Origin of the sequence: Pseudomonas sp. Bc-h, from assembly GCF_002080045.1 — a bacterium.
GTDB lineage: Bacteria > Pseudomonadota > Gammaproteobacteria > Pseudomonadales > Pseudomonadaceae > Aquipseudomonas.
Genome location: NZ_MUIN01000006.1, coordinates 353,743 through 378,900 on the forward strand (window position 1 = coordinate 353,743; position 25,158 = coordinate 378,900).

Annotated in this window: 28 protein-coding genes; 19 read left to right on the top strand and 9 right to left on the bottom strand. The window is 58.4% G+C overall.

Annotated features, from left to right (window positions below; all coding sequences use genetic code 11):
* The 3 genes from ftsB to BWR59_RS12130 all read left to right on the top strand — a co-directional run bounded on the left by ftsB (position 1) and on the right by BWR59_RS12130 (position 1,607).
* On the top strand, positions 1 to 279 hold the full coding sequence (gene ftsB / locus BWR59_RS12120; protein WP_037014212.1) for a cell division protein FtsB: 279 nt from the start codon (positions 1 to 3) through the stop codon (positions 277 to 279).
* A 10-nt stretch (positions 280 to 289) separates the two neighbouring features.
* Positions 290 to 997, top strand: a complete 708-nt coding sequence (ispD, locus tag BWR59_RS12125; RefSeq protein ID WP_081565871.1) for a 2-C-methyl-D-erythritol 4-phosphate cytidylyltransferase — start codon at positions 290 to 292, stop codon at positions 995 to 997.
* Between the two features lie 118 nt (positions 998 to 1,115).
* Positions 1,116 to 1,607, top strand: coding sequence for a heme-binding protein (locus BWR59_RS12130; RefSeq protein WP_230981997.1), 492 nt, complete (start codon positions 1,116 to 1,118; stop codon positions 1,605 to 1,607).
* A 5-nt stretch (positions 1,608 to 1,612) separates the two neighbouring features.
* On the opposite strand, the gene BWR59_RS12135 is transcribed toward BWR59_RS12130, so the two are convergent.
* On the bottom strand, positions 1,613 to 2,515 hold the full coding sequence (locus tag BWR59_RS12135) for a LysR substrate-binding domain-containing protein (protein ID WP_081565872.1): 903 nt from the start codon (positions 2,513 to 2,515) through the stop codon (positions 1,613 to 1,615).
* 103 nt (positions 2,516 to 2,618) lie between these two features.
* Between BWR59_RS12135 and BWR59_RS12140 the strand changes: the two genes are divergently transcribed.
* The 8 genes from BWR59_RS12140 to rpoS all read left to right on the top strand — a co-directional run bounded on the left by BWR59_RS12140 (position 2,619) and on the right by rpoS (position 9,922).
* Positions 2,619 to 3,731, top strand: a complete 1,113-nt coding sequence (locus tag BWR59_RS12140; RefSeq protein ID WP_081565873.1) for an S-(hydroxymethyl)glutathione dehydrogenase/class III alcohol dehydrogenase — start codon at positions 2,619 to 2,621, stop codon at positions 3,729 to 3,731.
* A gap of 96 nt (positions 3,732 to 3,827) precedes the next feature.
* Complete coding sequence (gene fghA / locus BWR59_RS12145; protein ID WP_081565874.1) at positions 3,828 to 4,673, top strand: S-formylglutathione hydrolase; 846 nt, start codon at positions 3,828 to 3,830, stop codon at positions 4,671 to 4,673.
* 109 nt (positions 4,674 to 4,782) lie between these two features.
* Positions 4,783 to 5,256: a 2-C-methyl-D-erythritol 2,4-cyclodiphosphate synthase gene (gene ispF, locus BWR59_RS12150; protein ID WP_081565875.1), complete on the top strand. Its 474-nt coding sequence runs from the start codon at positions 4,783 to 4,785 to the stop codon at positions 5,254 to 5,256.
* Positions 5,253 to 6,311 (top strand): tRNA pseudouridine(13) synthase TruD, encoded by a 1,059-nt coding sequence (gene truD / locus BWR59_RS12155; RefSeq protein WP_081565876.1) that lies wholly within the window; start codon positions 5,253 to 5,255, stop codon positions 6,309 to 6,311. The genes ispF and truD overlap by 4 nt, the downstream gene beginning before the upstream one ends.
* Positions 6,299 to 7,048, top strand: a complete 750-nt coding sequence (gene surE / locus BWR59_RS12160) for a 5'/3'-nucleotidase SurE (RefSeq protein WP_081565877.1) — start codon at positions 6,299 to 6,301, stop codon at positions 7,046 to 7,048. Before truD ends, surE begins: the two co-directional genes overlap by 13 nt.
* Positions 7,048 to 7,725 (top strand): protein-L-isoaspartate(D-aspartate) O-methyltransferase, encoded by a 678-nt coding sequence (locus BWR59_RS12165; protein ID WP_081565878.1) that lies wholly within the window; start codon positions 7,048 to 7,050, stop codon positions 7,723 to 7,725. Before surE ends, BWR59_RS12165 begins: the two co-directional genes overlap by 1 nt.
* A 191-nt stretch (positions 7,726 to 7,916) precedes the next feature.
* Positions 7,917 to 8,813, top strand: coding sequence for a peptidoglycan DD-metalloendopeptidase family protein (locus tag BWR59_RS12170; protein ID WP_081565879.1), 897 nt, complete (start codon positions 7,917 to 7,919; stop codon positions 8,811 to 8,813).
* Between the two features lie 104 nt (positions 8,814 to 8,917).
* Complete coding sequence (gene rpoS, locus BWR59_RS12175) at positions 8,918 to 9,922, top strand: RNA polymerase sigma factor RpoS (protein ID WP_081565880.1); 1,005 nt, start codon at positions 8,918 to 8,920, stop codon at positions 9,920 to 9,922.
* Positions 9,923 to 10,513: 591 nt separating this feature from the next.
* Here rpoS and fdxA read toward each other — a convergent pair.
* Both fdxA and mutS read right to left on the bottom strand, forming a co-directional pair.
* Complete coding sequence (gene fdxA, locus BWR59_RS12180; RefSeq protein ID WP_081565881.1) at positions 10,514 to 10,837, bottom strand: ferredoxin FdxA; 324 nt, start codon at positions 10,835 to 10,837, stop codon at positions 10,514 to 10,516.
* 231 nt (positions 10,838 to 11,068) lie between these two features.
* On the bottom strand, positions 11,069 to 13,636 hold the full coding sequence (gene mutS / locus BWR59_RS12185) for a DNA mismatch repair protein MutS (protein WP_168184483.1): 2,568 nt from the start codon (positions 13,634 to 13,636) through the stop codon (positions 11,069 to 11,071).
* Between the two features lie 519 nt (positions 13,637 to 14,155).
* On the opposite strand from mutS, the gene BWR59_RS12190 reads away from it, so the two are divergent.
* The 3 genes from BWR59_RS12190 (at position 14,156) to recX (ending at position 16,285) form a co-directional block, all read left to right on the top strand.
* Complete coding sequence (locus BWR59_RS12190) at positions 14,156 to 14,656, top strand: CinA family protein (protein ID WP_081565883.1); 501 nt, start codon at positions 14,156 to 14,158, stop codon at positions 14,654 to 14,656.
* 85 nt (positions 14,657 to 14,741) lie between these two features.
* Positions 14,742 to 15,806, top strand: a complete 1,065-nt coding sequence (recA, locus tag BWR59_RS12195; protein ID WP_081565884.1) for a recombinase RecA — start codon at positions 14,742 to 14,744, stop codon at positions 15,804 to 15,806.
* Between the two features lie 8 nt (positions 15,807 to 15,814).
* Complete coding sequence (gene recX, locus BWR59_RS12200) at positions 15,815 to 16,285, top strand: recombination regulator RecX (RefSeq protein WP_081565885.1); 471 nt, start codon at positions 15,815 to 15,817, stop codon at positions 16,283 to 16,285.
* A gap of 79 nt (positions 16,286 to 16,364) precedes the next feature.
* On the opposite strand, the gene BWR59_RS12205 is transcribed toward recX, so the two are convergent.
* Positions 16,365 to 17,480 carry an LOG family protein gene (locus BWR59_RS12205; RefSeq protein ID WP_081565886.1) on the bottom strand — a complete coding sequence of 372 codons (1,116 nt, stop codon included), beginning with the start codon at positions 17,478 to 17,480 and terminating at the stop codon, positions 16,365 to 16,367.
* Positions 17,481 to 17,973: 493 nt separating this feature from the next.
* On the opposite strand from BWR59_RS12205, the gene BWR59_RS12210 reads away from it, so the two are divergent.
* Positions 17,974 to 18,165 (top strand): hypothetical protein, encoded by a 192-nt coding sequence (locus BWR59_RS12210; RefSeq protein WP_081565887.1) that lies wholly within the window; start codon positions 17,974 to 17,976, stop codon positions 18,163 to 18,165.
* Positions 18,166 to 18,173: 8 nt separating this feature from the next.
* On the opposite strand, the gene BWR59_RS12215 is transcribed toward BWR59_RS12210, so the two are convergent.
* Positions 18,174 to 18,599 carry a PA3611 family quorum-sensing-regulated virulence factor gene (locus tag BWR59_RS12215; protein ID WP_081565888.1) on the bottom strand — a complete coding sequence of 142 codons (426 nt, stop codon included), beginning with the start codon at positions 18,597 to 18,599 and terminating at the stop codon, positions 18,174 to 18,176.
* 219 nt (positions 18,600 to 18,818) lie between these two features.
* On the opposite strand from BWR59_RS12215, the gene BWR59_RS12220 reads away from it, so the two are divergent.
* Positions 18,819 to 19,529: a tRNA-uridine aminocarboxypropyltransferase gene (locus BWR59_RS12220; protein ID WP_081565889.1), complete on the top strand. Its 711-nt coding sequence runs from the start codon at positions 18,819 to 18,821 to the stop codon at positions 19,527 to 19,529.
* A gap of 88 nt (positions 19,530 to 19,617) precedes the next feature.
* Here the strand turns inward: BWR59_RS12220 and BWR59_RS12225 are convergent, their stop codons facing one another.
* Positions 19,618 to 20,508, bottom strand: a complete 891-nt coding sequence (locus BWR59_RS12225) for a DMT family transporter (protein ID WP_081565890.1) — start codon at positions 20,506 to 20,508, stop codon at positions 19,618 to 19,620.
* Between the two features lie 227 nt (positions 20,509 to 20,735).
* On the opposite strand from BWR59_RS12225, the gene erdR reads away from it, so the two are divergent.
* A complete protein-coding gene (gene erdR / locus BWR59_RS12230) occupies positions 20,736 to 21,383 on the top strand; it encodes a response regulator transcription factor ErdR (RefSeq protein WP_081565891.1) in 648 nt (215 codons plus the stop codon).
* A gap of 107 nt (positions 21,384 to 21,490) precedes the next feature.
* Positions 21,491 to 21,859, top strand: coding sequence for a diacylglycerol kinase (locus BWR59_RS12235; protein WP_074752694.1), 369 nt, complete (start codon positions 21,491 to 21,493; stop codon positions 21,857 to 21,859).
* A 27-nt stretch (positions 21,860 to 21,886) separates the two neighbouring features.
* Here BWR59_RS12235 and BWR59_RS12240 read toward each other — a convergent pair whose 3' ends face one another.
* Entirely contained in the window at positions 21,887 to 22,813 is a 927-nt protein-coding gene (locus tag BWR59_RS12240) for a LysR family transcriptional regulator (protein WP_081565892.1), read from the bottom strand.
* Positions 22,814 to 22,934: 121 nt separating this feature from the next.
* Between BWR59_RS12240 and fpr the strand changes: the two genes are divergently transcribed.
* Complete coding sequence (gene fpr / locus BWR59_RS12245) at positions 22,935 to 23,714, top strand: ferredoxin-NADP reductase (RefSeq protein WP_005616041.1); 780 nt, start codon at positions 22,935 to 22,937, stop codon at positions 23,712 to 23,714.
* A 199-nt stretch (positions 23,715 to 23,913) separates the two neighbouring features.
* On the opposite strand, the gene tsaA is transcribed toward fpr, so the two are convergent.
* Positions 23,914 to 24,618 carry a tRNA (N6-threonylcarbamoyladenosine(37)-N6)-methyltransferase TrmO gene (tsaA, locus tag BWR59_RS12250; protein ID WP_081565893.1) on the bottom strand — a complete coding sequence of 235 codons (705 nt, stop codon included), beginning with the start codon at positions 24,616 to 24,618 and terminating at the stop codon, positions 23,914 to 23,916.
* A gap of 17 nt (positions 24,619 to 24,635) precedes the next feature.
* A complete protein-coding gene (locus BWR59_RS12255) occupies positions 24,636 to 25,097 on the bottom strand; it encodes a DUF1456 family protein (protein ID WP_081565894.1) in 462 nt (153 codons plus the stop codon).
* Positions 25,098 to 25,158: the final 61 nt, after the last annotated feature.

Here is a 25,158-nt window from a genome sequence, read left to right on the forward strand (position 1 = left end):
ATGCGCAGTCCTAACTGGTTGTTCCTCGTTCTGCTTTTGATGCTCGCTGGCTTGCAGTATCGCCTATGGGTAGGTAACGGCAGTCTCGCGCAGGTGGCCAGTCTGACCCAGCAAATCGCCGATCAACATGCCGAAAACGATGCTTTGCTGGAGCGTAACCGTGTTCTGGATGCGGAAGTGCTGGAGCTGAAGAAAGGTCTGGAGACCGTTGAAGAACGTGCCCGCCACGAATTGGGCATGGTCAAGGACGGCGAGACCCTCTATCAGTTGGCACAGTGACGTTGGCGTAATGACACAATCCCTTCCTGCCTTCTGGGCAGTGATTCCCGCAGCGGGCGTTGGTGCTCGCATGGCGGCAGACCGTCCCAAGCAGTACCTGCAACTGGGCGGACTCACGATTCTTGAACACAGCCTGCTTTGTTTTCTCGATCATCCGCGGCTCAAGGGCCTGGTGATCAGTCTGGCTGTGGACGACCCCTATTGGCCTACGTTGCCTTGCGCGCTGGATTCCCGCATTCAGCAGGTCGCGGGCGGCAAAGAGCGTGCGGACTCGGTGCTCAATGCGCTGCTGCACCTGCACGCCAATGGCGCTGATGATAACGATTGGGTGCTGGTTCACGATGCCGCGCGACCCAATCTGGCACGTTCGGATCTGGACAATCTGCTCTGTGAGCTCAAAGACGACCCGGTCGGGGGGCTGTTGGCTGTTCCCGCCAAGGACACCTTGAAGCGCGCCGATGCCAGCGGGCGAGTGGTGGAAACGGTTGATCGCAGCCTGATCTGGCAGGCGTACACACCGCAGATGTTTCGTCTGGGCGCGTTGCATCGGGCGCTGGCGGACAGCCTGGTGTCGAACGTTTCGATCACTGACGAAGCTTCGGCCATCGAATGGGCTGGGCAGTCGCCGCGATTGATCGAAGGCCGGGCGGACAACATCAAGGTCACCCGGCCTGAAGATCTTGAGTGGTTGCGACAGCGTGGCATCAAGCGCAGCTGATCATATCGGGCGTGGCTCCAGGGGGCTCTTCATATAGCGTCACAATTGCTACCTCGACGACCTGCGGATGCTCTCTATAAGGTGCACCTTCATCCGTTCATGCGCGCAGGAGGCGGTAATGATCCGACAGTGGATAGTCGTGTTTCTTTGTATGTGTTTCCCCGGGTTTGCGTTCGCCAGCAATGCTGGAATCTCCTCAGCCTCGATCAGCCTTCACGCTGCACAGCAGATGGCTGACGCGGTGCAGAAGGCGGCCGAAGAGCGCGATCTTCGGCTGGTCATCAGTATTTTCGACCAGCACGGGCAACTCCGGTATTTTCGCCGCATGGATGGCACCAGTGTCGGCAGTATTCAGGTCTCCCAGCTCAAGGGCCTGACTTCGGCCAGCTTTCCGCTCTCGACCCGGGAACTGGCGACACGCAGCAGCGCCTCGCCGAACAATCCTTATGCATCGATACCGGGCTTCGTTCTGCTGGCAGGCGGTGTGCCGGTGTTTGACCGGACCGGACGTCACGTTGGCAGCATTGGCGTGAGCGGGGCATCGCCGGATCTGGACGAGGTCTGCGCCTTGGCCGGTGCCGACAGCTTTTCTTCACAGCTCGCCGAATAAGTCGCTCATAAGGGAGTGAGGTACTCATCGCGTAACGCCAATCCCGCTTTCAAATAGTCCACCAGCTTCCTGACCTTCGGCGACAAATGCCTTTGCTGCGGATACAGCGCCCAGACGGCGGTGTTGGGTGGCTGGTGGGCATCCAGTAACGAGATGAGTGCACCGCTCTTCAGATGTTCAAGCACGTAATAGTCCGGCAACTGACACAGCCCTACGCCTTGGAGCGCGGCGTCCAGCACCGCCTGGCCACTGTTGCAACGCCAGTTTCCGTGGACACGCTGGGAAAACTCCTTGCCATTCTGTTGCAGCAGCCAACTGTCGGAGCTGCCTATCAGGCAGTTATGCCGATTCAGTTCCGACAGGCTGTGGGGACGGCCATATCGCTCCACATAAGAGGGCGATGCGCACAGATACATTCGGCGCGGCGCCAGGCGAGTCGCAACAAGACGTGATTCCTGTAAACGGCCGAGGCGTATTGCCAGGTCCATCCCTTCGTGCACCAGATCCAGCGTGCTGTTGCTCAGTTCGATATCCACGCGCAACTGCGGATATTCATCCATGAAGCGTGTCACCAGTGGCGCGATGAACCGCTCGCCATAGGCCACTGCACAGGTCATGCGCAGCAGCCCCTTCGGTTCGCTGGTCAGATCACCCACCGCGCGCAGTGCCTCTTCACGACCGTCCTGCAAACGCTGGCAATGATGCAGAAAGGTCTGGCCGGCTTCGGTCAGCGCAACTTTTCGCGTGCTCCGGTAGAGCAGGCGTGTCTGCAGACGCTCTTCAAGTCGTGCGATCTGGCGACTGATATGTGAGGAAGAAACGCCCAGCCGCTCTGCAGCGGCAGTGAATTGTCCGCATTCGGCGACAGCGACGAATTCATCGAGGCCTTCCCAACGATTGGTGTACATCGATTATCCCTGCACAGCATTAATGTTTTGCTTTTGCATGGATTATTAATCAAACAGCACTGCTTTACACTCCCAGCTCGTTTTTACTTCGCTGGAGATCATGATGATCAAGTCTCGTGCCGCCGTTGCCTTCGCGCCCAACCAACCACTGCAAATCGTCGAAGTGGACGTCGAGGCGCCGAAAGCGGGTGAGGTGCTGATCCGTACCGTCGCTTCCGGCGTATGCCATACCGATGCCTACACCTTGTCTGGCGCTGACTCCGAAGGCGTGTTCCCCTGCATTCTGGGTCACGAAGGTGGTGGTATCGTTGAAGCGATCGGCGAAGGCGTGACCTCGCTGGCAGTCGGCGACCATGTGATCCCGCTCTACACGGCCGAGTGCCGCGAGTGCAAATTCTGCAAGTCCGGCAAGACCAACCTTTGCCAGAAAGTCCGCGCCACGCAGGGCAAGGGCCTGATGCCCGACGGCACCACCCGTTTCAGCTACAACGGCGAGCCGGTTTATCACTACATGGGCTGCTCGACCTTCTCCGAGTACACCGTGGTGCCGGAAATTTCCCTGGCAAAAATCCCCAAGGAAGCGCCGCTGGAAAAGGTCTGTCTGCTGGGTTGCGGCGTGACTACCGGCATCGGCGCGGTCCTGAATACTGCCAAGGTGGAAGAGGGCGCTACCGTCGCCATCTTCGGTCTGGGCGGCATTGGTCTTGCGGCGATCATCGGCGCGAAAATGGCCAAGGCCTCGCGCATCATCGCGATCGACATCAACCCGGCCAAGTTCGATGTGGCCCGTGAGCTGGGCGCCACCGATTTCATCAACCCGAAAGAGCACACCAAGCTGATTCAGGATGTCATCGTTGAACTGACCGATGGCGGCGTCGACTACAGCTTCGAATGTATCGGCAACGTACAGTTGATGCGCGCGGCCCTGGAATGCTGCCACAAGGGTTGGGGCGAATCGATCATCATCGGTGTGGCGCCATCGGGTCAGGAAATCGCCACTCGTCCGTTCCAGCTCGTCACTGGTCGCGTCTGGCGCGGCTCGGCGTTCGGCGGCGTCAAAGGTCGCACCGAGCTGCCAAGCTACGTCGAGAAATCACAGACCGGCGAAATCCCGCTGGACACGTTCATCACCCACACCATGGGTCTGGACAAGATCAACGAAGCGTTCGACCTGATGCACGAAGGCAAAAGCATTCGTTCGGTCATCCATTTCTAAGAGCAGCGACAAGCACGAGCTGCAAGCTGCAAGAAGGCGCGCCGCTGTGCCGACTTGCAGCCGACGGCTTGAAGCTTGCGGCTGGGAGGAACGACCTTGAGTCTGGAAAACATCTCGTGCCAGAAAAGCTTCGGCGGCTGGCATAAACGCTACAAACATCACTCCGATGTGCTTGGCTGCGACATGGTATTTGCTGTCTATCTGCCGCCCCAGGCGGAGCAGGGTGCCAAGCTGCCGGTGGTGTATTGGCTGTCGGGGCTGACCTGCACCGATGAAAACTTCATGCAGAAGGCGGGTGCGCAGCGCATTGCGGCCGAACTGGGCTTGATCATCGTTGCGCCGGACACCAGTCCTCGTGGCGCCGATGTTCCGGGCGATCCGGACAACGCCTACGATTTCGGCCTGGGGGCGGGGTTCTATCTGAACGCCACGCAGCAACCCTGGGCTCGCCATTACCGCATGTACGATTACGTGGTCAGTGAGTTGCCTGCGTTGATCGAAGCGCATTTCCCGGCTTCGGATAAACGCAGCATCAGTGGCCATTCGATGGGCGGTCATGGCGCGCTGGTGTGTGCATTGCGCAATCCCGGCCGTTACAAATCGGTGTCGGCGTTCTCGCCGATCAGCAACCCGATGGATTGCCCATGGGGGCAGAAAGCCTTTTCCCGCTATCTGGGCGAAGACCGGTCGCGCTGGCGTGAATGGGATGCCAGCTTATTGATTGCCGACGCCACCGAGCGTCTGCCGCTGCTGGTGGATCAAGGTGATCGTGATGATTTCCTCGCCAATCAGCTCAAGCCCGAAGCGCTGGTGCAGGCAACCAGGGCGGTCGGTCATCCGCTGGAACTGAGAATGCAACCTGGCTATGACCATAGCTATTATTTCATCGCCAGCTTCATCGAAGACCACCTGCGCCATCACGCACAGGCATTGGAGGGCTGAAGAAATGGCATTCAATCGCGACAAGCTGTCCTGCAATTGAGTGCCACCAGGCCCTAATGTCCGACAAAGTAGGTAGAATCACGCCCTGACTTTTTCAGGGCGTTTTTTTATGCGTATTGGCCACGGCTATGATGTGCACCGTTTCGCTGAAGGCGATTTTATTACCTTGGGCGGGGTACGGATCGCGCACAAGTTCGGTTTGCTTGCGCATTCCGATGGCGATGTGCTGTTGCACGCATTGAGCGATGCCTTGCTGGGCGCGGCAGCGCTGGGCGACATCGGCAAGCATTTCCCCGATACCGATCCGCAGTTCAAGGGCGCCGACAGCCGCGTACTGCTGCGTCATGTACTTAAACAGGTGCAAGCCAAAGGCTGGAAAGTCGGCAATATCGACGCCACCATCGTTGCCCAGGCTCCCAAGATGGCCCCGCACATCGACACCATGCGGGCGCTGATCGCCGAAGACCTGCAGGTCGAACTGGATCAGGTCAACGTCAAGGCCACCACCACTGAAAAGCTGGGTTTCACCGGCCGTGAAGAAGGCATCGCGGTTCACGCCGTTGCGCTGTTGATCGCAGCATGACCGAATTCGAACTCTTGGGCCCACGGGCCTATGGCGATGCATTGGGCATTGCGGTGCTCAAGGCAACCGCTGAAGACTTTCAGGTCGATGAAGTGCTGGACATCCCCCTGTCCGGCGATGGCGAACACCTGTGGCTGTGGGTCGAAAAACGCGGCTTGAACACCGAAGAAGCGGCACGACGTCTGGCCAAGGCCGCTGGCGTGCCGTTGCGGACCGTGGCTTACGCGGGTTTGAAAGATCGTCAGGCGCTGACCCGGCAGTGGTTCAGCATACAGTTGCCGGGCAAGGCCGATCCGGACATGTCGAGTGCCGAGAACGACACGCTGAAAATTCTCGACAGCAAGCGCCACAAGCGCAAATTGCAGCGTGGAGCCCATGCTGCCAACGGCTTCACCCTGCGCCTGACCGGGTTGCAGGGTGACAAGGCTGCTCTGGATGCGCGCCTTGAAGCGATCAAGCTCGGCGGCATTCCCAATTATTTCGGTGCCCAGCGTTTCGGCTACGAGGGCGGTAACGTCGGCGAAGCCCGGCATTACGCTGAGCGCCAGGCCTTGCCCGAACAACGAAATGTACGCTCCCGTCTACTTTCCACTGCCCGCAGTTATTTGTTCAATCAGGTGCTGGCGGCCCGTGTTGCCAACGGGACCTGGGATAAGGCTCAGGTGGGCGATCTGTTGGCATTCACTGACAGTCGCAGCTTTTTCCCGGCGGGTGAAGCGGAGTGCAGCGATCCGCGTCTAGCGATTCTCGATCTGCACCCTACAGGCCCCCAATGGGGCGAAGGTCCTTCCCCGGCCACTGGGGTCACTGGAGAAGTGGAAAACAGCGTCGCGCTGCGTGAGTCGTCGCTTTGTAACTGGTTGATAAAAGCGGGAATGGAACAAGAACGTCGCATCCTGCGACTGCCCATCGGGCGGTTGACGTGGCATTATCCCGAGCCTGACATTCTGCAACTGGAATTCGTCCTGCCGGCCGGATGCTTCGCCACCGCATTGGTGCGTGAACTCGTGGATCTGGCGCCTGTGGGACAGACGGACAGCTCATGCGTATTCTGATTTCGAATGATGATGGGGTCTCGGCACCCGGACTTGCTGCGCTCCACGGAGCGCTGGCGGGTTATGCCGAGTGCGCGGTCATCGCTCCCGATCAAGACAGAAGTGGTGCCAGCAGCTCGCTGACCCTTGATCGGCCTCTGCACCCACACCTGCTGGACAATGGCTTCATCAGTCTTAACGGCACCCCCACCGACTGCGTGCATCTGGGTATCCACGGTTTGCTGGAACAGGAACCGGACATGGTGGTTTCCGGCATCAATCTGGGCGCCAATCTGGGGGACGACGTGCTGTATTCCGGCACCGTCGCTGCAGCGCTGGAAGGACGTTTTTTGCAACGTCCGTCGTTTGCCTTTTCATTTCTGTCGCGTCAGGTCGATAACCTGGCAACTGCCGCGCATTACGCACGGCTTCTGGTCGAGGCTCACGAACAGCTCGATCTGCCACCGCGTACCGTGTTGAATGTGAATATTCCAAACTTGCCGCTGGATCACGTGCGCGGCATTCAGCTGACCCGCCTGGGCCACCGTACTCGCGCTGCTGCGCCGGTGCGGGTAGTCGATCCGCGTGGCAAGGCCGGTTACTGGATTGCCGCCGCAGGCGACGCCGAGGACGGCGGGCCGGGCACCGATTTTCATGCCGTGATGCAGGGTTATGTGTCGATTACACCTTTACAGCTGGATCGGACCTATCAGGACGGTTTCAACAGCCTGAACGCATGGCTGGAGGGAATGGCCTGATGTCGCGTGAGCATGATGATCTGTTACGTCGTGGCGTGGGTTTCACCTCGCAGCGTACCCGTGAGCGGTTGATCCAGCGGTTGTATGAAGAGGGCATCGCTAACACTCAGGTGCTCGACGTCATTCGCAAGACGCCTCGGCATCTGTTCGTTGATGAGGCGCTGGCCCATCGCGCTTATGAAGACACCGCGCTGCCGATCGGCAACAACCAGACCATCTCTCAGCCGTACATGGTCGCCCGCATGAGCGAACTGCTGCTGGCGGCGGGGCCGCTGGACAAGGTGCTGGAGATCGGCACTGGCTCGGGCTATCAGACCGCAGTCTTGGCGCAGCTGGTGGAGCGGGTGTTCTCGGTAGAGCGCATCAAGGTGCTGCAGGACCGCGCCAAGGAGCGCCTGGTTGAGCTCAATCTGCGCAATATGGTGTTTCGCTGGGGCGATGGCTGGGAAGGCTGGCCAGCCCTTGCGCCCTACAACGGCATTATCGTTACCGCTGTCGCAACCGACGTGCCGCAGGCGTTGCTGGACCAACTCGCGCCAGGGGGGCGTCTGGTGATTCCGGTAGGCTCGGGTGAAGTGCAGCAATTGATGCTGATCATCCGTGAAGAGAATGGCTTTTCACGGCATGTGCTGGGTGCGGTGCGTTTCGTGCCTTTGCTCAACGGTCCGCTGGCGTAACCGCTCTTTTGCAGCTGCAATGAATTCCACGAGGCGCCGCCTGTCTACAGGCTGGCGATTTGCGATGAGGTCGTTACCCGTCCGCTCTATGTCGTCCTGAACACGTTTTGTAACCGGTTTTTCCATGGCTGCCCGTCATCACCACGACACAATAGGCAGCTTTAATTCAGTCACCAGTAAAGGAGTGGCGGGTGAGTCTCACAGTCATTCGGCAGCGTACGTCTTCAACAAGTTTTCAACGTCTGGTGATTGGCATTGCCCTGAGTGTCCTTCTGGTCGGCTGCTCCAGTACGCCCTCGGGCGGAGTGCGTGTCGTCGATCGAAATGGCGGCAAATCCGCAGCTCCCGTTCGCCAGCCTGTCACCACTGGTCAGTACGTGGTCAAGCGGGGCGACACGCTTTTCTCCATTGCTTTCCGTTACGGTTGGGACTGGAAGGCGCTGGCCGCCCGCAACAACATCCCAGAGCCCTACACCATTCATGTCGGTCAGGCGATTCGCTTCGACGGACGTTCAAACTCTACCTCTGCTGTTGTAGCGGCCGCGCCGGTCGTGGTCCCGCAAACTACAACCAGCAGCTCGAATTCGCCATCCGGTTCACTCAAGACCACTGTTATTACACGGCCTGTCGGTGCAACTTCAGGTAGTACGGCGCCGCCTGCCACTACCCCGGTCACCACTCCGGTTAATACACCCGTAGTTGCGGGAGCGCGTTCTGCGAGTGGCTGGGCGTGGCCAACTAACGGTATTTTGATCGGCAAATTTTCTTCAAACGGTAGTTTGAATAAAGGAATTGATATCGCCGGTGATTTGGGACAGCCTGTTTTAGCCGCGTCTGATGGTTCAGTGGTTTACGCCGGAAGTGGATTAAGGGGCTACGGCGAGTTAGTAATCATCAAACACAGCGATACCTATGTCAGTGCTTACGGTCACAACCGTAGGCTGTTGGTTCGGGAGGGGCAACAGGTCAAGGCAGGGCAGACGATTGCCGAGATGGGGTCCACGGGGACTGACCGGGTGAAACTGCATTTCGAGATTCGCCGTCAGGGTAAACCGGTAGATCCACTGGAATTTTTGCCGCGTCGTTGATCGGTTTCCAGCCTGTTCCTGACATAGAGGGGACAGGCTCAAGTGATGCCACGGAAAAAGGCGCCACTGGAGCTTGAGGTCGAACTCACCAAAGGACTATAACAATGGCTCTCAACAAAGAAGTGCCGGAGTTTGACATAGACGACGAAGTTCTCCTTATGGAGCACGGGATCGTCCTGGATTCTGCAACGGATGAGAAGCCAGCTACACCTTCTGTTCGTGCGAAGACCAAAAACTCCGCAGCACTCAAGCAGCACAAATACATCGACTACACGCGGGCACTGGATGCCACGCAGCTGTATCTCAACGAGATCGGCTTCTCCCCCCTGCTGTCCCCGGAAGAGGAAGTCCACTTTGCGCGCTTGTCGCAGAGCGGTGATCCGGCCGGACGCAAACGCATGATTGAGAGCAATCTGCGCCTGGTGGTCAAAATCGCCAGACGCTACGTCAATCGTGGCCTGTCATTGCTGGACCTCATCGAAGAAGGCAATCTTGGGCTGATTCGAGCGGTCGAAAAATTCGATCCAGAGCGCGGTTTCCGCTTCTCCACCTATGCAACCTGGTGGATCCGTCAGACCATCGAGCGCGCGATCATGAATCAGACGCGGACCATCCGCCTGCCGATTCATGTGGTCAAGGAGCTGAACGTCTACCTGCGTGCTGCACGCGAGTTGACCCAGAAGCTCGACCACGAACCTTCACCCGAAGAGATCGCCAACCTGCTCGAAAAACCGGTGGGCGAGGTCAAGCGCATGCTGGGCCTCAACGAGCGTGTGTCTTCCGTCGATGTGTCCCTGGGGCCAGATTCGGACAAGACGCTACTTGATACCCTCACTGATGATCGACCTACCGACCCTTGCGAGCTGCTGCAGGACGACGACTTGTCCCAAAGCATCGACCAGTGGCTGTCCGAACTGACCGACAAGCAACGTGAGGTGGTTGTGCGCCGCTTCGGCTTGCGTGGCCACGAGAGCAGCACACTGGAAGACGTGGGCCTGGAGATCGGTCTGACCCGTGAACGTGTACGGCAGATCCAGGTAGAGGGGCTCAAGCGCCTGCGTGAGATCCTTGAAAAAAATGGCTTGTCGAGCGAGTCCCTGTTTCAGTGATCAGGGGATTTCAACGTCAACGTGTTGGTAGCTAAGTAGCATCATATAAAAAGCCCTGACCTGTTCAGGGCTTTTTTTGTTATTACGGTATCAAGTGCATATGATGAATAATTGATTAAGCCTGCCTACATGTATGTCGATTTTAATATGAGCGATGCCCGTAGGTGGCTCTTGCATTAGTTGTAAGTCATTTCGTACGTGTGACGTGAGAGATAACGCTATTTGTTGAGGGGCTAAGTCTTTGGTGGACGAGTGAAATAATTCATCCCCATGATTTAACTCATGTTTATTTCACTAACGTCGACGGTGCTGAATTTTTTTGCAAAGTCCGGGGTGTTGCTCTGAATCGGTAAATCACTAAGATCAGAACTGTGCCGAGGGATTGGCACAGGCGGTCAAGGAAGACTGCTTCACAGGACATCGCAGGAGGCGATTCATCAGGACGATGAACATGGATTAAAGGGATTATGGAAAAAATGTGGGCGGGTCAAACCGCCCCTTTTTTTGTCTGCAGAAAAGTGGGGCGTTCAGGTCATCGCTCCCGAAAATGCAAAAAGGCCCCGAAGGGCCTTTTGCGGTATCGCTGGAAGCTTAGCGCTCCAGATCGGCGATCTTGCCAGGTTTGCCATCCCATTCCTCAGCATCCGGCAGCGCATCTTTACGCTCGGTGATGTTGGGCCAGACGTCAGCCAGCTCGGCGTTCAGCTCAATGAAGTTTTCCATGCCAGCCGGAATTTCGTCTTCCGAGAAAATCGCAGTGGCCGGGCATTCAGGCTCGCACAGAGCGCAGTCGATGCACTCATCCGGGTGAATCACCAGGAAGTTCGGGCCTTCGTAGAAGCAGTCCACCGGACAGACTTCTACGCAGTCGGTGTACTTGCACTTGATGCAGTTGTCGGTGACGACGAAGGTCATTTCTAATTCTCTCCTCAGGCGGCGGCAGCAGAGCCCTTCACGGTAGGGTTGCTCGGTTGGGAACGTTCCCGGGCCATTCAGAACGCAGTCAACCCGGCTTCACGGCCACGGGGCATGTGAGCAAGGCTCTGGTTCGCTGCGTTCGAACGCGGCTCGGATCTCTTACGGCCCGGCTAGAGGCTGTACCGTTCCCAAACCGCGCGGGATTCTAACAGCTTGTTACGGATACCGTTAGATCCGGTTTTGCAGTCCATATAACCATTCGATAGCTTGGCGTGGCGTCATGTCGTCTATTTTCAGTTTCGACAATTCATCGAGCACCGGGTGCGGCAGGCTGGCGAACATGTCGCTTTGCATGGGTACCGGAGGTTTGCCTGGCTTCGACCTGGGCTGTTCATGGGGCAGGCTGGTGGTTTCCAGACGCTGCAAATGTTCCTTGGCGCGACTGATCACCTTGCCTGGAACCCCCGCCAACTGAGCCACCGCCAAACCGTAGCTCTGGCTCGCCGGCCCTGGCAGCACGCGATGCAGGAACACGATACGTTCGTTGTGCTCGGTGGCGTTGAGATGGACATTGGCCACCAGCGGTTCGCTTTCCGGCAATACCGTCAGCTCGAAATAGTGAGTGGCGAACAGCGTATAGGCACGCAGTTGGGCGAGACATTCTGCCGCAGCCCAGGCCAGCGAGAGACCGTCGAAGGTGCTGGTGCCGCGACCTACTTCGTCCATCAATACCAGGCTCTTGTCCGTGGCGTTGTGCAGGATGTTCGCGGTTTCGCTCATCTCCACCATGAACGTCGAGCGACCACCGGCCAGGTCATCGCTGGAGCCGATACGGGTGAAAATGCGATCGACCAGCGATAGCTCGCAACTGGCGGCCGGAACGAAGCTGCCGATGTGGGCCAGCAGCACGATCAGGGCGGTCTGACGCATGTAGGTGGATTTACCGCCCATGTTCGGGCCGGTGATCACCAGCATGCGGGTGTTGTCGTTCAGGTCGAGATCGTTGGCCACGAACGGCGATGATAGCACTTGTTCAACCACCGGATGACGACCTTGCTCGATGCGCATGCATGGCTCGTCGGTGAAGCGCGGGCGGTTCAGATCCAGATTCAGGGCGCGCTCGGCGAGATTGCTCAGCACATCCAGTTCGGCCAAAGCAGCGGCGGTGTCCTGCAGGGGTGCCAGATGACCGATCAGGTCTTCCAGTAGCGCCTCGTAGAGCATTTTTTCGCGAGCCAGCGCACGGCTCTTCGCCGACAGCGCCTTGTCTTCGAACTCTTTCAGCTCGGGCGTAATAAAGCGCTCGGCGCCCTTGAGAGTCTGGCGGCGGATGTAGTCAGCCGGCGCCTGCTCGGCCTGCTTGCTCGGCAGTTCGATGAAGTAGCCATGCACGCGGTTGTAACCGACCTTGAGATTGGCAAGGCCGGTACGGGCTTTCTCCCGGGTTTCCAGGTCGATCAGAAATTGACCTGCGTTCTCGCTCAGGGACAGCAATTCGTCGAGTTCTGCGTCGTAACCCGTCTTGAGCACGCCACCGTCACGGATGACGGCGGGCGGGTTATCGATGATGGCTCGTTGCAGCAGGTCGGCCAATTCGGGGTAAGTGCTGGCACTCTTAGCCAGTTGCTGAATGTGCGGTGCTTCGAGTTCGGTCAGAGCCAGTTGCAACTCCGGCAGGGCACCGAGCGCGTCACGCAGGCGCGCCAGGTCTCGGGGACGAGCGTTGCGCAGGCCGATACGCGCGAGAATCCGCTCGATGTCGCCGATCTCTTTCAACTGTGGCTGCAGATTCTCGAACCGGTAGCGCTCCAGGAAACAGCTGATCGACTCCTGACGAGCTTCCAGCACTTTCAGGTCCCGCAGCGGACGATTCAGCCAGCGGGTGAGCAGGCGTGTCGCCATGGCGGTCTGGCAACGGTCCATGACCGACTGCAGCGTGTTGTCGCGCCCGCCTGCCAGGTTGGTATCGAGTTCCAGATTGCGGCGGCTGGCGCCGTCAAGGATGACCGTGTCGTCCATGCGCTCATGGCGCAGGCTACGCAGGTGCGGCAGGGCGGTGCGCTGGGTTTCCTTAGCGTAGCCTAGCAGGCAACCGGCGGCGCCGATGGCCAGGGTCAGCATCTCGCAGCCGAACCCTTTGAGGTCCTGGGTCGAAAACTGCTGGCACAGGCTTTTATGTGCCGAGTCGCGTTCGAAATCCCAAGGGGCACGGCGACGAGCGCCGCGACGCTTCTCGGCAGGCAAGCCTTGTGGCCAATCATCCGGAATCAGCAGCTCAACTGGATTGATGCGTTCAAGTTCCGCCAGCAGGTTTTCCCAGCCCTTGATTTCCTGAACGGTAAAATTGCCACTGGTGATGTCCAGAACGGCCAGGCCGAACAGACGTTCATCACCCAGTACGGCGGCGATCAGGTTATCGCGACGCTCATCAAGCAGCGCCTCGTCGCTCACGGTGCCTGGGGTAATGATGCGGACCACCTGGCGCTCGACCGGCCCCTTGCTGGTCGCCGGATCGCCGATCTGTTCGCAGATCACCACCGATTCGCCCAGCTTTACCAGTTTGGCCAGATAGCCTTCGGCGGCGTGGTACGGAATGCCGCACATCGGGATGCTCTGCCCGGCCGATTGCCCGCGGGCGGTCAGGGTGATGTCCAGCAACTTGGCCGCCTTCTTCGCGTCTTCGTAGAAGATCTCGTAGAAGTCGCCCATGCGATAGAACATCAACTGGTCCGGATGCTGATTCTTCAGCCTCCAGTATTGCTGCATCATGGGGGTGTGCGAAGAGAGGTCGGAAATTGCTTTATTCATCAGTTATTTAGGCAAATTCGTTGGGAGATTGAGGCAAATAAGGAGCGTCGCGTGGAACACCACCTACGTGGGCCGACGTCAGATCCGATTGCTTTTGCGATGGGCGCAAGGTTACCACGCACGTTCGCGGGCCGCAGGCTCCGGTTATTCGTGACGGCTCGTTTCTGAATCCACATGAGTCGCCTTGAGCTGTCTAGGCTGTCGTGGTTGCTGCCCGATTCCGGGCACGTCATTTAAGAAAAGGACCTTATATGCGACGTAAACGTGGAAGGGATTCAACCAACGGACGCTTCATCACCCTTGAGGAAGCGCGACAACGGCCTCGGGAAACTATCGTTGAAACGGTCAGGAAACCCTGCCCGGAAAAGAAGCAGGAAACGGCAAGGCAGCAGGAGCCTGCCTAGATAAAACAGCAGGCGCGGCGGTGCTTATGGCCGCGTCCTGCCTTGCCAATGAGTGACGCTCGTGTAGCGTGTGCTCATTGTTCGATCGATACGGAGAAGTTCTGTGGATCACATCACCCAATTGGCGGCCACGCTGGGTCAGCGTCTGCTTGAGGCGGGGGCGCAGGTCAGCACGGCTGAATCCTGTACCGGCGGCGGTATCGCCGAGGCCATCACTCGTATTCCAGGCAGCTCGGCGTGGTTTGAAGCCGGTTATGTCACTTACTCCAATCACCAGAAAACGCAACAGTTGGGCGTTCCGCAAGCATTGCTCGGCCGCGTGGGTGCCGTCAGTCGGGAAGTGGTCGAGGCCATGGCGCGCGGAGCCCAGACCAACAGTACGGCGCGATTCTCCGTTGCTGTCAGTGGTGTGGCCGGGCCCGATGGCGGCTCGCCAGAGAAGCCGGTCGGCACTGTCTGGATTTGCTGGGGGGCGGCAGAGCAGTTGATCGCTGAGCGCTTTCAGTTCGACGGAGACCGCGATTCGGTACGCCGACAAACGGTGAAGGCCGCTCTAGAGGGGCTGATCCGGCTCACTGTCGGAGAAATACAAAATCGGGGGTAGGCGCGCGCTCAACCCTGTGGAATAATACTGGCTACTTATACAGTTATATCGGCCATCAGGCCTAACCGATTACGAGAGGACTTCAATGGACGACAACAAGAAGAAAGCCTTGGCTGCGGCCTTGGGTCAAATCGAGCGTCAGTTCGGCAAAGGCGCCGTGATGCGCATGGGCGACCACGACCGCCAGGCTATTCCTGCTATCTCCACCGGCTCGCTGGGCCTCGATATCGCACTTGGTATCGGCGGTCTGCCAAAAGGCCGGATCGTTGAAATCTACGGCCCTGAGTCTTCCGGTAAAACCACCATGACCCTGTCGGTCATTGCCGAAGCGCAGAAGATGGGCGCCACTTGTGCGTTCGTCGACGCCGAGCACGCTCTTGATCCTGAATATGCCGGCAAGCTGGGCGTCAATGTCGACGACCTGCTGGTCTCGCAGCCGGACACCGGTGAGCAGGCGCTGGAAATTACCGACATGTTGGTGCGCTCCAACGCCATCGACGTGATCGTTGTCGACTCCGTTGCCGCTCTGGTACCAAAGGCTGAAATCGAAGGCGAAATGGGCGACATGCACGTCGGCCTTCAAGCTCGTCTGATGTCCCAGGCGCTGCGTAAAATCACCGGTAACATCAAGAACGCCAACTGCCTGGTCATCTTCATCAACCAGATCCGTATGAAAATCGGTGTCATGTTCGGCAGCCCGGAAACCACCACCGGTGGTAACGCGCTGAAGTTCTACGCATCGGTTCGTCTGGACATCCGCCGTACTGGCGCGGTGAAAGACGGCGACGAAGTGATCGGTAGCGAAACCCGCGTCAAGGTCGTGAAGAACAAGGTAGCTCCGCCATTCCGTCAGGCTGAATTCCAGATACTGTACGGCAAGGGTATCTACCGTAACGGTGAAATCATCGACTTGGGCGTGCTCCACGGTCTGCTGGAGAAATCCGGTGCCTGGTACAGCTATCAGGGCAACAAGATCGGTCAAGGTAAAGCCAACTCGGCCAAGTTCCTGCAGGACAACCCGGAAATCGGCGCGACTCTGGAGAAACAAATCCGTGAAAAGCTGCTGACCGCAGCACCTGATGTCAAAGCTCAGTCGTCTCGGGTTGCCGAAGACACTATGGCTGAAGTTGAAGCTGACGCCGATCTCTGATTGCAGCCATGCCGTTAGAGCTTGATACGCCCGTCGCCGTACGGCGTACCGCAATGGACCTGCTCGCACGTCGCGAGCATGGTCGAGTCGAGCTGACGCGTAAACTGCGTCAGCGCGGCGCCCCGCCTGAATTGATCGAAGCTGCCCTCGACCGCCTGACGGAAGAGGGACTGCTGTCCGAATCCCGTTACCTTGAAAGCTTTGTCTCCTACCGTGCCCGCTCTGGATACGGCCCTTTGCGAATTCGCGAAGAGCTTGGGCAGCGAGGCTTGCAACGTTCAGATATTGAGCAGGCTCTGCGTGAGAGCGGAATTGACTGGCGAGAAAAGCTGGAAGAATCCTGGCGACGCAAGTTTGCCGGGGAACTCCCCAAAGACGCTCGAGAACGAGGGCAACAGATGCGTTTTCTGAGTTATCGGGGGTATCCGCCTGAGCTCATCAGTCGTTTGCTGAGCGGGAAGGGCGGCGATGATTATTAGTTCCGGGTGTTGAGCCGCCGCGCCTCGAAGGACATTCCCACGCAGAGCGTGGGAACGATGACCGACTATCTGCGTTCCATTACGTCGCCTGCAAAGGTTCCCTGCCTCGGGCTTGCTGAGGCTGTACGGGTTTGGCCCAGTTCTCGCTCACGTTGATGTAGTCCACCAGCGCTCGCAGCCGTCCATGATTCCGGCCGTTGAACTTGAATGCCAGGCGGGTCAGGTGGCTGAACTGCTCTTCATCGTGTTCTTCCTGATAACCATGCTGATGGAAATCGTCACTCAGACGCAGGTCGGCGAATGCCTGTTCCATATGTGCCAGGGCTTTATCACTCAGCGCATGGTGCATGCGAATCACGAAGGTGTTTTTCAGCCAGCGACTCGAGTGGAAGTTGCTGTAGAACTGGTTAATCTCTGCGACGGCCTCATCTGCGCTGTACACCAGCTTCAATAGGTTCATGTCGGTTGCAAGGATGTACCGGTTGGCTTCCAGTTCGTTCTTGATGAAGTTAAGAGCGCCCTCCCAGAAGGTGCCGCCTGGCGCATCCAGCAGCACTATCGGAACCAGTGGGCTTTTACCGGTTTGAATCAGCGTCAAGACCTCCAGCGCTTCGTCCAGGGTGCCGAAGCCTCCTGGGCACAGCACAAGGGCGTCCGCCTCCTTGACGAAGAACAGCTTGCGGGTGAAGAAGAAGTGGAACGGCAGCAGATTACCGGTGCCGTCGACCGTGGCATTGGCATGTTGTTCGAAGGGCAGCGTGATGTTGAACCCAAGGCTGTAATCCAGCCCGGCGCCTTCGTGGGCAGCGGCCATGATCCCGCCACCGGCGCCTGTGATGACCATCAGGTCGGAAGCCGCAAGCTTCGCGCCCAGTTCTCGAGCCAGGGCATACATGGGATGTTCGATGGGAGTACGCGCGGAGCTGAAAACCGTGACCTTGCGACGGCCCCTGAATTGCTCGAGCACGCGGAAGGCGTTGTCCAGTTCGCGCAATGCCTGCAACGTGATCTTGGCATTCCAGCGGTTGCGATCGTCCTGAGCCATGCGCAGGACGGTCAGTATCATGTCGCGGTACAGCGCAAGGTTGGGGCTGTTGGGAGCAACCACATTGAGTTGTTCGTCGACCTTGCTGGTGAGGTCAATACCGTTGCTCTGGAAGTGACGAGACAGCAAGTCATTGGGTACGTAAGGCATTCAGACTTTCTCCTTGTGCAGAATCATCGATCCTGTCTGTCGCGACATGATCACGACGCCTCATGCGTCGCTGCTGCTAGTCCACCTTTGGCGGCGGTCAGTTATGAATGGCGACAGGTAGCGCCACACTGATTCTGCCTATGTCCTTGGGTTGAAAAGAAAAACATTGAGGATAGCGACAGCGAAAGGCAACCCCCTTTTGCCTCGATAGCGTGACCAAAATATGACTCTTCGTGAATACCGATGGCTTGATGATGTGCCTGAACGTCAGGGCTGGCAACGACTCTTTACGGCAGTCGTTGACTGTTTTCTCCGCTCGTCGGCCAGTCAGGACAGGTGTGACCCCTCTGATTTACTGAAGGACATGGCAAGGTCAACGCCATCGCAACCTGGATAGCGTCGACGCATCGTATGCTCAGCCGCGTCGGCCGGAAGTCATCGAGGTTTTGCCCACACTGCTTTTGGGGGTGTGGACGAGCCATGGAGGGATGAAATGGAAATCATCAGGCTGGAAGTCGATCAGGATCTGCTCCGTTCACTGACCGAGGCCGCACGTAGCAATCATTCGACCCTGGAGCAGGAATGCGTGAAGCGCCTGAAGCAGAACGGCAGGCGTTCCTTTTATCTTCAAGCGCTGGTCCCCGAGTTGCGCGCCGATGATCAGCAACGGCGCGCGGCGCACTAGGCGGGCGGTTACTTCTTCTTGGCGGGTGGCTTGGCAGAGCAGTCCGCTGCGGTGATCTGCTGCGTGGTGATCGGGCGATTGGTTTTGTATTCCGTGAACTCGTAACGCAGGATCGCGCCCTTGGCCATCAGTTGACGATATCCAGGGTTACGGCAGACGCTCGTCCCCAGTTGACGGCCCACCAGCTCCGGGTTCTCGCGCATTTGCTGTGCCTGACCTGCCTGCACGCTCAGATGATCGATCAGGATTTTCCCATCGACGGTGTAGCCCTGATCGAGGATGTCTTCACTGATCGCGTTTGGCTTGCCGACGTTGCTTTTCGCCGCGACTTGTTCCAGCTCTTTGTTCAGTTCGTAATCCTGTTTGGACGCCGCGTTGGCGCACAGCGGAGCGACGAGCAAAAGCGTGAGGGCGGGGGCGATGAGGCGCAGCATTGGATTCTCCTGGGGCAGTGAACGTCGTTGGACCGGCGACAGGCGCCGGCGTTCACTGGTGACGTGGGGCTTTCAAGGCCGGCAAGTATAGGGGAGTCGCCTCGGCGGACACCAGAGAACCGGGTCGCTCTGATAGACTGCAACGACTTTTTCCTGCCGGATGCCCATCGTGTCGCTGCCTTTTTGCCGCCCATCGCCGTTACGTGGGTGGTTCGTCCCATGAGCCATGCCGTCTCACGTCTGCGCTCCGAACGCCTGGCCCGTAGCACCAGACCCTTCATCGCTCGAGGTTCCCGTGCGCCTCGTTGCGCAGGGTGTCGAGTCATAGAAAGTTATTGCCTGTGCGCCTGGAAACCGACTGTTCAGGCGAAGTCGGGCGTTTGCCTGTTGATGTATGACACCGAGCCGCTGAAACCCACCAATACTGGCTGGCTGATCGCCGACGTGATCAAGGACACCGAGGCGTTCAGCTGGTCGCGCACCGATGTGGACGAAAAACTGCCGGCCCTGCTGAACGACCCGCAGTGGCAGCCTTATATCGTTTTTCCCGGTGAGTTCGTGGCAGCGGAGCGCGTGGTTACCGAGGTAAAGCTGGAGGAGGGCAAGCGTCCGCTCTTCATCCTGCTGGACGCCACCTGGCCGGAAGCGCGCAAGATGTTCCGCAAGAGCCCCTATCTGGACCATTTGCCGGTGCTGAGTCTGGAGCCGGAGCAGATGTCGCGTTATCGCCTGCGTCGCTCGAAGCGCGATGACCATTTCTGCACTGCCGAAGTGGCGGCGCTGTGTCTGGAACTGGCGGACGATCAACAGGCGCGTGGCGTACTGGATGCTTATCTAGATGTGTTCAGTGCCCATTATCTGGGCGCGAAGTTCCAGCTGCCGATCGATCCTGACGATGCCCCGCACAGTTATCTCAAAGCCTTTATCTGAGCGAGTTTTAAACGCCGTAGCCGTCCGCGCGGCGACGGCCGCGCCCTCTGGATCGCCTCCGCCGGCAAGCCGGACTGCTACAGACAGATCAATGTGCTGTTTCTGCCCTGCGCGGCCACAGCTGCGCCAGCAGCATTCCTGCCAGCATCAGCGCGCAGCCCACGTAGCCGCGGGGCTGCAAAGCCTCACCCAACAGCCAGGCTCCGGCAATCGCCGCGAACACCGCTTCTAGCGACAGGATGATCGCAGCATGGGAGGCGATGGCGTGTTTCTGTGCGACCACCTGCAAGGTGTAACCGATACCAACTGCCACCAGGCCGCCATAAAGCAGGGCCGGGCCGGCGCCGATGATGGCGTCCATCGCAATCGGTTCAAATACCAACGCCAGAATCAGGCTCACCACCGAACACGTCACGAACTGCAAGAATGCCAGGCGGATCGGGTCGTGACGGCTGGCGAACAGCCCCACCAGAATTACATGCCCGCCCCAGACAAACGCGCCGATCAACTGCAGCCAGTCGCCAGACGCCACATGAAAGTTGTCGCCGACGCTCAGCAAAAACATGCCGATGACCGCCAGAATGCAGCCCAGCCACGTCCCCAACCCGGTTTTGTGGCCGAGGAGCAGGCCCAGAAGCGGAACTACAATCACATAAAGCCCGGTGATGAAGCCCGAGTTGGTGACGCTGGTAAACAGAAGGCCTACCTGCTGCAGATTGATACCCAATGCCAGCGCGAGGCCCATGATCACGCCGCCTTGCAGCAGCCCGCGGGTCAGTAGCGGTTCTGGCGCAGGACCCTTCGCAGGCCGGCGCAACACCAGTGGCAACAGGCAGATGGAGCCCAAGGCAAAACGCAATCCCGAGTACAGATAAGGCCCGATGTGATCCATGCCGGCTGTCTGCGCAACGAAGCCTGACCCCCAGATCATGGCTGTCAGAAGCATGAGCAGGTCCGCTCGCAGGGCGTGTTTTTGCATGATGGCACTCGCTGGATTCAGGGGCGCAGACTGTGCCGTAAAGCGCCACGCTTGACCACCCCGGCTTCGCTGGGCATCCTTGGCGCCGCATGAATGCTTGAACGCCGTTATCTGTCTGCTCTTGGCGTTGATTGCGCCCCGTTGGCGCAGCTTATAAAGGTTGGCATTTTTAGATGCCATCGTGAGGGTCGAATCCGTCGGCGCTCACTTATAAACAGGATCATGAAATGACCTACGAAATCCTGATCGCCGATGACCACCCCCTGTTCCGCAGTGCCTTGCATCAAGCCTTGACCTTGGGCCTTGGTCCCGATGCCCGCTTGGTCGAAGCGGAAAGCATCGCCGATCTGGAAGCGCGCCTGACCGAGAAATCCGATTGGGACCTGGTGCTGTTGGACCTCAACATGCCCGGCGCTTATGGGTTTTCGGGGCTGGTGCTGTTGCGCGGCCAATATCCGCAGGTGCCGGTTGTGATGGTCTCGGCGCAGGAAGAGGCAGCAGTGGTGGTCAAGTCGAAGGAATTCGGCGCCAGCGGTTTCATTCCCAAGTCCAGCTCGCTGGAAGTCATCCAGCAGGCGGTGCGCAAAGTGCTCGACGGGGAGGTGTGGTGGCCGCCGCAGGTCAATGAGAACGTCAGCGTCTCTGCCGAAGCCAGGGCTGCCAGCGAAGGCCTCGCCAGCCTGACACCCCAACAGTTCAGGGTGCTGACGATGGTCTGTGAAGGCCTGCTCAACAAGCAGATCGCCTACGAGCTTAGCGTCTCGGAAGCCACTATCAAAGCCCACGTGACGGCGATTTTCCGCAAGCTGAATGTGCGCACCCGTACGCAGGCGGCTTTGTTGCTGCAACAACTGGAATCGATTTCGCCTAACTAATGCGCTTGTTTCGGCGCTTTCCCCGGACGTTCAGCGGTCGTTCTTCACACTTTTTTGACCCCCGCTGAACTAGCCTCTACCGTCTTCATTTATCAGTAGTTTTTTCTATGACGTCGCCTTTCAAAGGCCAAACCGGCCTTAAACGTATCCTCAATGCTTCCGGCTATTCTCTAGACGGCCTGATCGCCGCATTCAAGGGCGAAGCGGCTTTCCGTCAGTTGGTATTGCTCAACGTCATTCTGATTCCGGTGTCGTTCCTGTTTCATGTCAGCCGTGGCGAGCGAGCGATTCTTATCGCTGTCTGCCTCCTGGCGCTTATTGTCGAATTGCTGAACTCGGCCATCGAAGCCGCCATTGACCGGATCTCCCTGGACCGCCACCCACTGTCGAAAAACGCCAAAGACATGGGCAGTGCGGCGCAGTTCGTTGCGCTGAGTATGATTGCAGTGGTCTGGGCGCTGATTCTGCTGGGCTGATCTGGCGTTTGTGAGCCGGGAGTCGTGTCACGCAATGCTGGGCAACACGATCTCGTCGCTGCGACGAACCCCAGCAGTGAACGAGCGGCAAAGGTCCAGAAATTCGCGGATGGCCGAGGTCTGGTATTTCTGCTTGTGCCAGATGAAGTAGAACTGGCGCACCAGATCCAGTTCAGGCGTTTCCACTGCCACCAGGCTACCCCGGCGAAAGGCATCGCGCAGCGCCAGCCGGGAGATACAGCCAATTCCCAGTCCCGATTCCACGGCACGCTTGATCGCCTCGGTGTGTTCAAGCTCCAGACGTATATTCAGGCTATTGAGGTGATGACGCATCGACTGATCGAAGGTCAAGCGTGTGCCTGAGCCCTGTTCGCGCAAAATCCACGCCTCTTGAGTCAGCTCCGCCAGCGTTGCATGACCACGTTTGGCCAGTGGATGCTGCGGCGCACAGAACACCACCAGTTCGTCCTCGACCCAGGTTTGAACCTCGATATCGGGATGGCTGCAGTCGCCTTCGATCAGGCCCAGGTCGATTTCGTAATGCGCGACTTGCTGCACTATATTCGCGGTGTTCTGCACATGCAGCTTTACCTGGCTCTCGGGATGGCGCTGCATGAAGCTGCCGATCAGCAACGTCGCCAGATAATTGCCGATGGTCAACGTGGCGCCGACCGCCAGCGAACCAAAACCGGACTTACCGTTGAGTAGGTCTTCGATTTCCTTGGCCTGGTCGAGCAACGCTACGGCCTGGGGTAGCAACTGTCGGCCGGTGGCGTTCAGGCTAAGCCGCTTGCCCGCGCGATCGAACAGCTGGCAACTGGACTGCCGCTCAAGTTCGGTGATGGATGTACTGGCGGCCGATTGCGATAAAGACAGCTGCACGGCAGCGCGGGAAACGCTTTCCTGCTGGGCTACGGCGACGAAGACTTGCAGCTGACGGAGAGTAAATCGCATATCTATATAACCGATAACCCATATCTTGATAATTCAGTTAACAGATATTGTGTCTGCCACTAGAATATCGCGCAATGGCGCTTTCACTGGCGCGCGCAAATTTCAGGAGTTCCCACGTACCATGAGCAACATGAATCACGAGCGTGTCCTCAGCGTTCATCACTGGAACGACACCCTCTTCAGTTTCAAGTGCACCCGTGATCCAGGTCTGCGCTTCGAGAACGGTCAGTTCGTCATGATCGGTCTGCAGCAGCCAAACGGGCGCCCGCTCATGCGTGCCTACTCCATCGCCAGCCCCAACTGGGAAGAGCATCTGGAGTTCTTCAGCATCAAGGTGCCGGACGGCCCGCTGACTTCCCAGCTGCAACATTTGAAGGAAGGCGACGAGATCATCATCAGCAAGAAGCCTACGGGCACGCTGGTGCTGGATGACTTGAAGCCAGGCAAGCATTTGTATCTGCTCAGCACCGGTACTGGCCTCGCGCCGTTCATGAGCGTGATTCAGGACCCTGAAACCTATGAGCGTTTCGAGAAGGTCATCCTGTGCCATGGCGTGCGTTACGTGAACGAAGTCGCCTACCGCGAGTTCATCACCGAGCATTTGCCGCAGAACGAATTCTTCGGCGAATCGTTGCGCGACAAGCTGATCTACTACCCGACCGTTACCCGCGAGCCGTTCGAAAACGAAGGCCGCCTCACCGACCTCATGCGCAGTGGCAAACTGTTCAGCGATATCGGCCTGCCACCGATCAATCCGCAGGACGACCGCGCGATGCTGTGTGGCAGTCCAAGCATGCTCGACGAGACCAGTGAAGTGCTGAACAGCTTCGGTCTGACAGTTTCGCCGCGTATGCGTGAGCCAGGCGACTACCTGATCGAGCGAGCATTCGTCGAGAAGTAACTGTATTGCCCTGTTTTTGAGACAGACCGAATCAGACCCAGTCGTGGATGAGCCGTTGTCACAGATGTTGTGACACCGGACTTGTCCGCGACCAAGTCAGTACAGGCACCAGTCACTTGGGGTCTGAAAAAAACCGCCTGGAGGTCACGGACCAGGCGGTTTTTTTGTGGGCAGCGGTTTGCCCCATGCTCAGCGATGATCAAACGGCAGTCGGAACGACCTCAAGCACCCGAATCAGCCCTGCTTGCGGGTAGTGCCAGCGCACATCCAGATCCCAGAACTGCACACCGTAACGACGCTCTGGCGCTGGCACCTGATACGCCGGGCGCGGATCCTGGGCCAGGCACTGTTCGATCAGCTCAATCAGTGGCTCACCGAGGCGCAATGCATGCTCGCGCGCCTGCAACAGGGCGGTATCTTCCCATTGCACGGGAATCAGCTCAGGGGCAGCGGCAGCCATGCTGTTGCTGGCATCGGCAATCACGTCGGCATAAGGTACGTAGGGTTTGACGTCCAGCACAGGCGTACCATCCAGCAAGTCGATGCCAGATAGCCAGAGCCTTCCGGCTTCGACCTTTTCAAGCTTGACCACTGACTGGCCTATGCCGTTCGGGCGATGCGTGGCGCGGGTAGCGAAGACCCCCATCGACTGATTGCCGCCCAGGCGAGGAGGGCGCACCTTCAGACGCGGCTTGTCTTCCAGCGCCTGATGAAACAGAAACAGCAGCCAGACATGACTGACCTGCTCCAGCCCCTGCACGGCATCGCCCTGATCGAACGGCGCCACCAGCTCCAGCACGCCTCGGGCAGCAGGCGCCAATTGCGGCTGGCGCGGTATGGCGAACTTCTCCTTGAAGCAGGAGCGCACGAAGCCGATTGGGGAGACGCTGTAGCCTTGATTCATCGAATGACCGACAGCATTCAGCCGCGAACGCGCAAGGTCAGGCCACGCAAGAAGTTGCGCAGCAACTGGTCGCCGCACGGACGATAGTTGTTGTGACCAGCCTTGCGGAACAGAGCGCTCAGTTCAGGCTTTGAGACCGGGAACTCGGCGGCCTTCAGGATCTCGTGCATGTCGTCTTCCTTGAGTTCGAAGGCGACGCGCAACTTTTTCAGCACGATGTTGTTGGTGATAGGCAATTCGATCGCCAGCTGGGGACGGCTTTCGTCCTTGCCGCGCTTGAAGAACACCAGACCGTCTAGGAAGTGCGCCATGACCTCGTCGCTGCACGGTTCGAAACCTTCTTCTTCGTCCTTCTTCATGAAGGCCATGACCTGCGCCTTGGTCACATCGAAGCCGCCCAGCTTGATGATATCCACCACCTTGGTGTCGCTGATATCGAGCATGTAGCGGACGCTACGCAGTACGTCGTTGTTCATCATGATGCGTGTTTCCTGATCAATCGGGTGTAAGCGCGCGCAACATGGGGCGCGGCGCTGAGGT